The sequence below is a fragment of the Robertkochia solimangrovi genome, from assembly GCF_007279655.1.
Lineage (GTDB): Bacteria > Bacteroidota > Bacteroidia > Flavobacteriales > Flavobacteriaceae > Robertkochia > Robertkochia solimangrovi.
Genome location: NZ_QKWN01000005.1, coordinates 1 through 11653 on the forward strand (window position 1 = coordinate 1; position 11653 = coordinate 11653).

At 42.9% G+C, this 11653-nt stretch carries 14 protein-coding genes; 4 read left to right on the forward strand and 10 right to left on the reverse strand.

The window, feature by feature from the left end:
• Positions 1-97: 97 nt before the first annotated feature.
• Positions 98-541, reverse strand: a complete 444-nt coding sequence (locus DMZ48_RS08260; protein WP_143954665.1) for a hypothetical protein — start codon at positions 539-541, stop codon at positions 98-100.
• A 269-nt stretch (positions 542-810) separates the two neighbouring features.
• On the opposite strand from DMZ48_RS08260, the gene DMZ48_RS08265 reads away from it, so the two are divergent.
• A complete protein-coding gene (locus DMZ48_RS08265) occupies positions 811-1245 on the forward strand; it encodes a tellurite resistance TerB family protein (protein ID WP_143954666.1) in 435 nt (144 codons plus the stop codon).
• Positions 1246-1262: 17 nt separating this feature from the next.
• On the opposite strand, the gene fbp is transcribed toward DMZ48_RS08265, so the two are convergent.
• Positions 1263-2267, reverse strand: coding sequence for a class 1 fructose-bisphosphatase (gene fbp, locus DMZ48_RS08270; protein ID WP_143954667.1), 1005 nt, complete (start codon positions 2265-2267; stop codon positions 1263-1265).
• A gap of 126 nt (positions 2268-2393) precedes the next feature.
• On the opposite strand from fbp, the gene DMZ48_RS08275 reads away from it, so the two are divergent.
• The 3 genes from DMZ48_RS08275 to DMZ48_RS08285 are packed head-to-tail and all read left to right on the forward strand — an operon-like array spanning position 2394 to position 6006.
• On the forward strand, positions 2394-2870 hold the full coding sequence (locus DMZ48_RS08275) for a GNAT family N-acetyltransferase (protein WP_143954668.1): 477 nt from the start codon (positions 2394-2396) through the stop codon (positions 2868-2870).
• Between the two features lies 1 nt (position 2871).
• Positions 2872-4122 (forward strand): aspartate kinase, encoded by a 1251-nt coding sequence (locus tag DMZ48_RS08280; protein WP_143954669.1) that lies wholly within the window; start codon positions 2872-2874, stop codon positions 4120-4122.
• 54 nt (positions 4123-4176) lie between these two features.
• A complete protein-coding gene (locus tag DMZ48_RS08285) occupies positions 4177-6006 on the forward strand; it encodes a GNAT family N-acyltransferase (protein ID WP_143954670.1) in 1830 nt (609 codons plus the stop codon).
• Here the strand turns inward: DMZ48_RS08285 and DMZ48_RS08290 are convergent.
• The 8 genes from DMZ48_RS08290 to DMZ48_RS08325 all read right to left on the reverse strand — a co-directional run bounded on the left by DMZ48_RS08290 (position 6003) and on the right by DMZ48_RS08325 (position 11625).
• Positions 6003-6326 carry an ArsR/SmtB family transcription factor gene (locus DMZ48_RS08290; RefSeq protein WP_143954671.1) on the reverse strand — a complete coding sequence of 108 codons (324 nt, stop codon included), beginning with the start codon at positions 6324-6326 and terminating at the stop codon, positions 6003-6005. The two genes, DMZ48_RS08285 and DMZ48_RS08290, sit on opposite strands and share 4 nt — an antisense overlap.
• A 34-nt stretch (positions 6327-6360) precedes the next feature.
• Positions 6361-6735, reverse strand: a complete 375-nt coding sequence (locus DMZ48_RS08295; RefSeq protein WP_143954672.1) for a TM2 domain-containing protein — start codon at positions 6733-6735, stop codon at positions 6361-6363.
• Between the two features lie 52 nt (positions 6736-6787).
• Positions 6788-7171: a VOC family protein gene (locus tag DMZ48_RS08300; protein ID WP_143954673.1), complete on the reverse strand. Its 384-nt coding sequence runs from the start codon at positions 7169-7171 to the stop codon at positions 6788-6790.
• Between the two features lie 43 nt (positions 7172-7214).
• Positions 7215-7673: a DUF1801 domain-containing protein gene (locus tag DMZ48_RS08305; protein WP_143954674.1), complete on the reverse strand. Its 459-nt coding sequence runs from the start codon at positions 7671-7673 to the stop codon at positions 7215-7217.
• Between the two features lie 8 nt (positions 7674-7681).
• The gene (locus DMZ48_RS08310; RefSeq protein WP_143954715.1) at positions 7682-8635 is read right to left on the reverse strand and encodes a 2-hydroxyacid dehydrogenase; all 954 of its coding nucleotides are present in this window, start codon (positions 8633-8635) and stop codon (positions 7682-7684) included.
• A gap of 363 nt (positions 8636-8998) precedes the next feature.
• The gene (gene mgtE, locus DMZ48_RS08315) at positions 8999-10354 is read right to left on the reverse strand and encodes a magnesium transporter (RefSeq protein WP_143954675.1); all 1356 of its coding nucleotides are present in this window, start codon (positions 10352-10354) and stop codon (positions 8999-9001) included.
• A gap of 108 nt (positions 10355-10462) precedes the next feature.
• Complete coding sequence (rsmA, locus tag DMZ48_RS08320) at positions 10463-11308, reverse strand: 16S rRNA (adenine(1518)-N(6)/adenine(1519)-N(6))-dimethyltransferase RsmA (protein ID WP_143954676.1); 846 nt, start codon at positions 11306-11308, stop codon at positions 10463-10465.
• A 5-nt stretch (positions 11309-11313) separates the two neighbouring features.
• On the reverse strand, positions 11314-11625 hold the full coding sequence (locus DMZ48_RS08325) for a DUF4286 family protein (protein WP_143954677.1): 312 nt from the start codon (positions 11623-11625) through the stop codon (positions 11314-11316).
• Between the last annotated feature and the right edge of the window lie 28 nt (positions 11626-11653).

Below are 11653 nucleotides of genomic sequence, written 5' to 3' on the forward strand. Positions count from 1 at the left end.
CCGCGACACTAGAGAACTGATCGCGCCAGCGATCAGGATCGACACTCAGCACCAAAGGTGCACGTCACTCCATCGTGCGCAAGCAGACGATTTGCTTTTAAGCAGCCGAATACGAATCGACTTCAATTTTACTTTTCTCAAAAGCAATCTGATTCAACTGATTTTCAAGGATATCATAAACATCATCGGGAAGCCTGTTGAGCATCATCACTTCTTTGTAAACATCCTGCAATAATGCTTCCCATTGAAGAACGGCGGTCAGCAAAAGCTCGTCATCAGAAACCACCAATCCACGAGAGAAGACGAGATCCTGGAAAGAATAGAAACTTTCAGGCTCGAAATCATCACCTTTGTATCCATAGACACATTGTATCTCTCTGGCGAATTCATTACATTGATTTGCCCGTTTCCCTAAGAAATCGAGTAACTCCCGGTTGTCTGTATAACCGGCCATTTCATCATAATTCAGCTCTGTCTCATAGACCATTTGCAGAAGCAGATCCATGTTATCTTTATAGCTCGTGTTCAACTGAATATCCATAACCCAAAAATTTAGATCATTTTCACTTTATAAATTTAACGTGCAAAGGCATGATTTTAATATCCAAAATTATTAATTGTGAGTAATTTAACTATCCTTCACAACCTTTGGTTAAACACAAAAAATATGACAAACGTCATTGTTTTACGGTATGGATAATTTTATGTTAACCCCCGGATTCAAGGCATAGCACTCCCTCGTAATTCGTTAAATTTCAATCGTTTTCGCTATATATTTAATATCTTTATGAAAACAAAATCCGAACGAGTATGTCATATTGTGATCTTTATTCCAGCGGTTTTCGTGAACGTAACCGTGACCATTTCGCAGCCATTGTCAGAGTAGCACTTTCAGACGGCCCCATCAATGAAAGAGAACAGGCTTTTCTCGACAGACTGGCTTATAATCTGGACATTGATGAAGAACATTATATCAAGATCCTGGACGACCCCTATGGATATCCTGTACATACCCCTCACTTTCACGATATACGATTGGAACGGCTTTATGATATCGCCCGTATGATCTATGCCGATGAGATCGAAGGAGCGGACGAATTCCGCATCATGCGAAGACAATGTATCGGACTCGGATTCCGGCACGAGAATATCGATGATCTTATCACACGCAGCATGGAGCTAGTGCACAATAAGGTGGACCTGGATACATTTCAGGAAGCTCTGAAACACCAGCATCATCATTGAAAATAATTTCCGAAAAATTAACTTTGCTGCATGAACTCTTCAGCCTTGGTCACCATATTTCGACTACCGCAGAAGAAGGGAACGCGCTGATGCAATTCGGTTGGCGCTATATCCATGATTCGCGTAAAACCATCGCTGGCTTTACCTCCTGCCTGCTCTGCGATGAACGCCATCGGATTACATTCATACAACAACCGTAGTTTACCATTTTCAGCAGCATTGCTCTTAGGATAGATATAGATCCCACCCTTGATCATATTACGATGAAAATCGGAAACCAGGGAACCGATATAACGTGAAGTATAGGGCCTGTCACCCTCTTCCTGCTGACAGTATTTGATATACCTTTTTACCCCTTCAGGAAAATGGACATAATTACCCTCATTCATGGAATAGATCTTACCGTCTTCAGGATACCTCATGTCAGGATGTGAAAGATAAAAAGTCCCAATAGCCGGATTCAGGGTAAATCCGTTAACACCATGGCCTGTAGTATACACCAGCATGGTTGACGTGCCGTAAACGATATACCCGGCTGCCACCTGATTGCGCCCCGGCTGCAGGAAATCCTCAATCGACACCGGAGTCCCGATAGGAGTCACTCTTCTGTAGATCGAAAAAATGGTTCCAACCGAAACGTTTACATCAATATTACTGGAACCATCCAGCGGATCGAACAATACCACATATTTATTCTGGTGATTATTATCAAGACTATTGATCGAAATAAAATCATCTTCTTCTTCTGAAGCGATCCCACAAACAATCTCGCGATTGGTCAACGTCTGAATGAATTTTTTGTTCGCCATGACGTCGAGTTTCTGTTGATCCTCACCCTGAACGTTGGTTTCGCCACTCGCACCGAGTATATCGACAAGACCCGCTTTGTTCACCTCATGGTTCACAACTTTGGCCGCAAGTCGAATTGCATTGATCAATTTTGAAAGTTCTCCGGTTGAATATTTGAAAGAAGCCTGATTTTCGATGATAAACTCCCCCAAAGTCTTGGTATTTCCCGACATTCTGATAAATAATTGGTTAATAGTTGTGTTCGAGGAAACAAATATCGATATTTTTGTTAAGCTACAACGTTTTCGTAAAATTATATTTTTTTCTATTTGTAACTTTTAGTGAAATTTGTAACAATTATGGAATATACAATACGCAACGCCAAAGAAAGCGACATGGATCAGGTACTCGAACTGATCAAAGAACTGGCAGAATTTGAGAAAGAACCTGATGCAGTTGAGGTAACTGTAGAGGATCTAAAAAAGGATGGTTTCGGAACCAATCCTCTTTTCCATTGTTTCGTTGCCGAAATTGGCAACGCCATAGTAGGGATGGCACTGGTCTATCCCCGGTATTCTACCTGGAAAGGCAAGACAATCCATCTGGAGGATCTTATCGTGAAGGAAGTGATGCGGGGAACCGGACTCGGAAGTGCTCTCTTCGATCGTGTGATCAAATATGGTTACGACAAAAAGGTGCGGCGTATTGAATGGCAGGTACTCGACTGGAACGATCCAGCCATACGATTCTATGAAAAGAACGGAGCCAAAGTATTACGAGACTGGAATACCGTTCAACTGGATGAATCAGGAATAAGAAATTTTTTATCACTTTAACATGAGGATTTTTAAATTCGGAGGTGCATCTGTAAAGGATGCCGATGGGGTACGCAATGTAGTTAATGTACTTAAAACCGCAGGACATGAAAATACCCTGCTTGTGGTTTCGGCAATGGGCAAGACGACCAATGCCATGGAAGTTGTAGTTAAAAATTATTTTGAAAATAAAAATGCGCTCGCTGAATCTATTGAGGTGATCGTGGATTACCATAACGGAATACTCGGTGATCTGTTCAGCACAGACCAGCATCCCGTTTATGCACAATTCAATACGTTAATCGAGGAGCTTACAGGATTTTTAGCCTGGAACAAATCTCCAAAATACAGTTTTGTATATGACCAGGTGGTTTCTTATGGAGAATTGATCTCTACAACAATTCTCAGTGCCTATTTTAACGAAGTAGGACTCAAAAACAAATGGCTGGATGTTCGAAATTTCATCAAAACCGATGACAAATACAGAGATGCTCACGTTGACTGGGACACTACCCAACAAAAGATCAGCGAAGGAGTTGACCGCAAAAGTCTGAACATCACTCAGGGTTTCCTGGGTAGTGATGAAAATAACTTCACCACCACCTTAGGCAGGGAAGGTTCCGATTATACGGCAGCGATCTTTGCCTATTGCCTGAATGCTGATTCGGTTACCATCTGGAAGGATGTTCCCGGTGTACTGAACGCAGACCCGAGATATTTTGAAAATCCGGAACTGCTTCACCAGATTTCATACCGTGAAGCGATAGAGCTTGCTTTTTACGGCGCCTCGGTTATTCACCCTAAAACCCTTCAGCCTTTACAACGCAAGGAAATTCCGCTATTTGTTAAATCCTTCATCAATCCTGATGCGGATGGCACCGTAGTTTCCAAAGGAAAAGGAATCGTACCCGACGTACCTTGTTTCATCATGAAGAAAGAGCTTGTTCTGATTAAACTATCTTCACTAGACTTCTCCTTTATTGTGGAAGACAACATCAGTGAGATCTTTAAACTTCTGGCAGATTCGAGAATGAAAGTAGACCTGATCCAAAATTCAGCCATCAGTTTTTCGGTTTGTGTTGATAATAAATTCAACCAACTCGACACCTTGTTGAAATCGTTAAAATCAAAATTCAAAGTGACTCATTACGAAGATGTTTCACTCTATACCATTCGTCATTTTAATGAAAAAGCGATCACTTCACTTCAAAATGGCAAGGACATTTTGCTCGAACAGCGCACTAAGGAAACTGTACAGTTAGTTGTTAAATAAAGAAGGCAAGAATTTCTTTTTCTATATTTGTATCATGTACCAACAACGTGATTCATGGGATTAGTTACCGCAAGAGAAGTAGCTCAGGTAATTAACGCTGACAGATTTGGCTTTCTGGGGACCTTCATGGGATGGAGTCTTATGAAGGTCTTGAAAATTTCCAGGTTAAACCGGATTTACAATAAACATAAGGAAAAAAAAGACCTGGATTTTCTCAACGCCATACTCGAGGAGTTTGAGATCAATTTTGAGATTCCCGAAGAAGATCTGACAAGACTTCCGAGAGAAGGCTCCTATATCACTATTTCCAACCATCCACTGGGCGGAATCGATGGTATCTTGCTATTAAAACTCCTGCTGGAACAGCGTCCTGATTATAAGATCATCGCCAATTTCCTTTTACATCGTATCGAACCACTGGTTCCTTATGTAATGCCGGTAAACCCTTTTGAGAATCATAAGGATGCTAAAAGTAGTATTGCCGGATTCAAGCAGTCTCTAAAACATCTTCGGGACGGCCATCCGCTGGGTATATTCCCTGCTGGTGAAGTTTCCACCTATCGCGACGGACAACTCATCGTAGACCGACCATGGGAAGAGGCCGCGATGAAATTGGTCAAAAAAGCACAGGTACCCGTTGTACCGATATATTTTCATGCGAAGAACAGCTCGTTGTTCTATAGTCTCTCGAAAATAAATGACACCCTACGCACCGCTAAATTACCGTCAGAACTTCTGACACAACGCAACCGGGTGATTCGGGTGCGCATCGGTAAGCCCATCAGTGTGGAAGCTCAGAACGAACATGAATCCCTGGATGAATTCACCGAATTTCTGAGAAGGAAGACTTATATGCTTTCGAATCCGTACCATAAAGGGCGTATGGAACTAAAAGTACCTACGAACTTTAAGATTCCAAAATCCCCTAAGCGCATCGTAACTCCGGTGAGCAAGGAATTGATGGACCAGGAAGTAACCGAACTCAGGGACAACGACAAAAGGCTTTTGCACAGTAAAAACTATGAAGTCTATCTTTCCCAGGCATTTGAAATTCCTCATATCTTAAGGGAGATAGGAAGATTACGTGAAATCACCTTTCGCGAGGTAGGAGAAGGCACCAATCAGGCGATCGATCTGGACCATTACGATGAATATTACCACCATCTTTTCCTCTGGGATAACGATGCAAAAGTGATCGTAGGAGCCTACCGAATGGGACTGGGAAAAGATATTTATAAGGAACACGGAATCTACGGATTTTACCTGATGGAACTGTTTAAGTTCGAACCGGAACTCCACAAGATGATGAGCGAATCGATCGAGATGGGACGTGCTTTCATTATCCGTGAATATCAGCAAAAACCGATGCCACTGTTCCTTCTTTGGAAAGGAATCGTACATACCACGCTTCGTTTTCCGGAACATAAATACCTTATCGGCGGCGTAAGTATCAGCAACAAATTTTCGAACTTCTCCAAATCATTGATGATCGAGTTCATGAAATCACATTACTGGGATCCGTATGTGGCTCAATACATCAGTCCGAAAAAAGAATTCAAGGTAAAACTCAAAGACGCCGACAAAGAATTCATTTTCGATGAGACCAGAGCCGATCTGAATAAGTTCGACAAACTGATCGACGAAGTGGAACCGGGAAGCCTCAGACTACCGGTACTGATCAAAAAATACATCAAGCAGAATGCCCGGGTGGTGGCCTTTAACGAAGACCCCCTCTTCAACAATTCCGTAGACGGACTCATGTATATTCGCATCGCAGACCTTCCGGAAAGCACCGTGAAACCCGTAATGGAAGAATTCCAGGCAGAACTCGAACAGAAGTTCATGGATAACCATGAACCAGACCACTCCGAAGAGCAGCCTTAAAAACAATTCTCGTGAGTCGTATTGAAAAAATGTGACATCTGTTGTTTTACTTCATACAAACGATCGATGTTGACCCTGTATTTGCTTTTTTTACCATGAGGTATCGCATCGATGACCCCGATTTTCTTAAGCTCCGAAAGATGTTGGGATATGGTGGATTGTGCAAGCTCAAAATCGCTTACCATATCATTACAAATACAATCGGGATTGATAGAAATATATTGTAGCATCGCTACTCGTGCCGGATGTCCCAGCGCTTTAAACATACGGCCCAGATCATTTTGCTCAAGGGTATGTATGGTATTTTTGGAAAAGCCCATAGTATATATTAAGAGAAGGGGTTAAACAAATTGATCAGAACCAAGGTTTTCGACCCACCTGATAGGTATTATAAAATTCCTCATCGGACATAGTCAGGTAAATGATCCCTTCGATCAATCCTATGACTCCCGCCAGTCCTGCTCCGGCACCACAGGTGAACGGACTTAGTACCAGCGTTACGGCAAGGAGTATGATACCTTCCTTTGTATATCCCAGGACGAATTTATGAACCCCTAACGCACCTAAGACAATCGCCAGCACCCCTATGAGTATCCTTTGACTATTATCTCTGTTAAACGCTTCTTTAGCACCTTCACTAAAGTCTTTTGCGGTTTGCTTGAATTCCTTTTCCGCATCATCGGCAAACTTTTTGGCTTTTTCGCTGAAGCTTTCTTCTTCTTCGTTCATTTTTTCAGGTTTGGTTGATTATCCACTAAAAATAATAAAAATTCTCAGTTGTTCATAAGAATGCCTTATCAACTGGCTCCCAAAGCTCGATCTTATTACCCTCAGGGTCAAGGATCCAGGCAAATTTCCCATAATCATAGGATTCCATATCACCAACAATGTTTACGCCCTCTTCCTTAAGTACCTCCAGCAGTGCTTCCAGATCATCCACTCTGAAATTCATCATGAATGGTTTCTCACTCGGACTAAAATAAGTGGTATCGTCTTTGAACGGACTCCATTGGGTAGAACATTTATTCCCCGCCTCATCCTTCCACCAGAAGGTCCAGCCGTACTGATCAGTAGGAATTCCAAGATGTTGTTTATACCAATTTTTAATGTTGTCAGGATCTTTGGTTTTGAAAAAGAATCCACCTAATCCGGTTACGCGTTTCATATATGTTCTGTTTTGATTTTGTTTCGGTAACCCTAGCACATGATCATTGTCGCTTAATGACCGATTCATACCGATTGATCCATTGTTCCGGTGTCATTCGGGTCATTAATGCAGCTATTAGTTCATAAGGAATCTGTTCCGGCTTTTTAAAGCGGATACAACTCTTTCCCATATCGAGTTTTCCGGTAGTATGTTGGGGATATTCAGTCACAAACCATTCCAACAGCTCAGGATCAGCATAGATCCCACTGTGGTACAGGGCTATAAAATTCTTTTGAGAGGCAATATTGATAAAAGGCAATGGTAGCTCCGGATTACAGTGATAACCCGCGGGATACAACGCATGTGGCACCACAAAACCGATCATATTATAGCTCATGGTCTCCTCAAATCCGTGAGGGAGGTTATCCCGTACCAAATCTCTTAATTTACGTACCGCCTCCTGACGGTCTTCCGGGAGTTGAGCGATATATGCTTCCGTCGTTTCTGCCTCGTATTTCAAATCATTAGTTATATAGTCTTTGTAACAAAGAATGTTTCTCTCACTTTATCAGCGATCACCGAAGCCAGCTTTACCTTACTCTCGGCGGTCCAACCGGCAATATGAGGAGTAAGAATAACATTCTCGGCATCGATCAAATATTGTAAAGGCTCCGGTAGCTTTCCGTCATCAAAGAGGTTCTCAAAAGAGGACTTTTCATATTCCAGCACATCGAGTCCGGCACCCAGCACCTTACCGGTACGGAGGGCGTCAACCAGATCGGCCGTAACTACACTTTTACCTCGCGCCGTATTCAGGAACCAAAAGGGTTTATTAAAAGATTCTATGAACTCGCTGTTTACCATCGCCATGGTTTCGGGAGTTTGCGGTGTATGCAAACTCACTATATCCACGTTCTTTCTGAATTCCATAATACCCACCTGACGAGCATTGGCATCTCCCACGCCACCAACGATATCATAACAGATCACCTCCACATCAAATCCAGCCAGCTTTTTAGCAAAAGCCTTACCCATATTTCCATAACCGTAGATGCCCACGGTTTTTCCATCGAGTTCAAGTCCGCGATTTTCCTCACGCTTCCAGATACCGTTTCTCACCTCCCGATCCGCAACCAGTAATTTATTAAAAAGTACGAGTAACATCCCCAGGGTATGTTCGCCAACTGCGTTTCGGTTTCCTTCCGGAGCATTAAACAACCGGATATTCCTTTGCTGTGCGAATTCCATGTCGATATTTTCGAGTCCTGCCCCTACTCTCCCAATAAACTTCAAATTAACCGCAGCTTTCAAAAACTCTTTATCCACCGGGAATCTACTACGTATTATGAGTCCGTCATAATCTCCGATCTTCTTCATGATCTCTGCTTTGGTCCCGGTATAATCCTCATGATTCTCACATCCCATCTCCGCAAGACTATTCATCAATACAGGGTGATTGGTATCTACATGCAGCACTTTCATCGTATTCATTAAAGGTAATTTAAAATATGATTTGAAATATGATCAAATTTACGAATTTATCCCTGTTAAATATATGGACACCCCTCCTCGTTTGACCCCAGCCTTAAAAGGGAGCCGAGGAGGCTGAAAACTCAATATCGGAACAGCATATTCAAACTATGAATTCAGAATGGAGAATTGAGAATGGAGAATGGAGAATTGAGAATTGAGAATGAAGAATGGAGAATGGAGAATGGAGAATGGAGAATGGAGAATGGAGGATTGAGAATTGAGAATTGAGAATGAAGAATTGAAGTGAAATTACAATCTAAAATTTACAATTTACCACTAACATTTCCGCGGTTTGCTTTTGAACGGGTCTGTTCAGAATCCCAGGATCATCTTGGCGATAAGAAAGTAGATAAGGATACCGAAAACATCATTACTCGTCGTGATGAACGGTCCGGTAGCTACTGCGGGATCAATCCCGCGATTATTGAGCAGTATTGGAATGAATGTGCCGATCAGGGCAGCTATAATGATCACGGTAACCAAGGCCACGCCTATCGTTACACTAACCATATACGGTGCTCCAAAAGCGAAATGTCCGATCACCAATACCACTGACGCAATGGCCAAACCGTTTACCAATGCGAGCAGAAACTCCTTACCAAGTCGGCCCAGAATTTCTCCTTTCACGGTATCGTTAGCTAATCCCTGAACGACGATCGCCGACGATTGCACCCCTACATTTCCGGCGGTTGCCTGGATCAGCGGAATAAAGATCAGCAATATGGAATAGCTCTGCATCACTTCCTGAAAACCATTGATGATACTCGCTGCTCCCAGACCTCCCAGCATACCGATCATCAACCAGGGTAAACGTGCCCGGGTGAGTTTCCAGATACTGTCATCAGCTTCTACATCCTGGGTAATACCGGCAGCGAGCTGATAATCCTTTTCAGCCTCTTCACGGATCACATCCACGATATCATCGATTGTAATACGACCAACCAGTCTTCCCAGTTCATCGATAACCGGAATGGCCTCCAGGTCATATTTCGACATCAATCGCGCTACATCCTCGGCCTTTTCATGAACGGTCACGTAATCTACCTTAGGAATATAAACTTCACTGATCTGCGTTTTGGTGGAAGTGGTAAGAAGGTCTTTCAGCGACAACCTTCCTTTAAGTTTCTCTTCGTCATCGACCACATATATGGAATGAACCCGAGTCACATTCTCTGCCTGTCGGCGCATCTCCTTAACACAGGTTAGCACATTCCAGTTCTCATTCACCTTAACAAGCTCTTTCGCCATAAGTCCCCCGGCTGAATTCTCATCATACCTGAGGAGTTCGACAATATCACGGGCGTGTTTGCGGTCATCGATATGTGCGATGATCTCCTTTACCCTTTCTTCCGGCAGCTCTGCGATAATATCGGCAGCATCATCCGTGTCGAGTTCCCCTAATTCTTCTGCGATCTCTTTGGCAGACAGGTTACTCAGGATCTGCTCCCTTACATCTTCATCGAGTTCCGTGAGGATATCGGAGGTCTTTTCACTATCGATAAGTTTGATCAGATAGGTCGCTTCAGGAAGATTGAGCTCATTGATGATCTCCGCTATATCCGCATAGTGGAACTCATTCATCATTTCAAGCAATAATCGATCCTGTTTCTCTTCGATGAGATTCTCGATCTGCTCTATAAGTTCATCGCTAAGCTTAAATGGAATCATGGCCTATCCTTTAATTGATCAGGGCGCCGGCTTCGGAGCTTCCGGGTAAATATAAATCCACGCTACTCATAAAAGCAGCAGATTTACAGGTTCCCGCGTTTCCGGGCGCTATAGTCTGGTAACTGCTTCGATCCTGACAGTGAGGTCAATAAAATCCTGGACGCTCATCTGCTCAGGTCGTCGGTCAAAGATAGCATCTTCTTTTAAATTATCGGGTAGTTCGAAAGTTTTTAAACTGTTACGAAGTGTTTTTCTTCTCAGCTGAAATGCTGACTTCACAACCCGAAAAAACAAACGCTCATCACAAGGCAGACCATAATCTTCCTTTCTTCTCAGACGAAGTACTCCGGAATCAACCTTAGGCGGAGGTGAGAACACTCCCGGAGGTACGGTAAATAGATATTCGGCATCATAGAACGCCTGCGTTAGCACCGACAAAATACCATAAGTCTTACTCCCTTCTTTTTCACAGATACGCTGCGCCACTTCTTTTTGAAACATCCCGGTGAATTCGATCACCTGATCACGGAGTTCTATCGCTTTAAAGACAATTTGAGAGGAGATATTATAGGGGAAGTTCCCGGTTATCGCGAATTGTTGCTTATCAAATAGCTGTGAGAGATCGAACTTAAGAAAATCGGCTTCCAATACTTTAAATTCACGGGTTCGGTTACGCAAGGCCAGATATTCATTATAAAACGCGGTATTCAAATATGCCACCGACTCGGTATCGAGATCCATCGCATACACATCGAGATCCTTTTCCAGGAGATATTTGGTCAACACTCCCATTCCGGGCCCGATCTCGAGCACCTGATCATAGCCATTCAGGGTAAGGGTATCACCTATCTTTCGGGCGATATTCTCATCCCTGAGAAAATGTTGCCCAAGGTGTTTCTTTGCCCTGACGTTTCCGGAGGGATTTTCTGCGGATCTACCCGAATGTTTCTTCATCTTACTCAATGTTCGCTAATGATCTCAAGTTCCGTACGAAATGCGACGAATTTATTGGGAAATGCTTTCAGAGCTAACGCTCTTAACCGATCGGCATCTTCCTGATAGTATCGTTCCAGGATCTCTTTGCTCTCTGTGAGGAATTGTACAGAATACGTAATTCCGCCCATCTCTTCTTCTACAAGAACCTTTACCATTCTGGCGTTGGTAAACTTTCCGGTACTCATCATTTCGGGAATATGTGACTCCTGCATCCATTTCACCCAGGCATCATGAACACTCTCATCGATGTTTATAGTGACATTATAAATGTACATTGTAAAGGATTTATCGTTCGGAACTGCA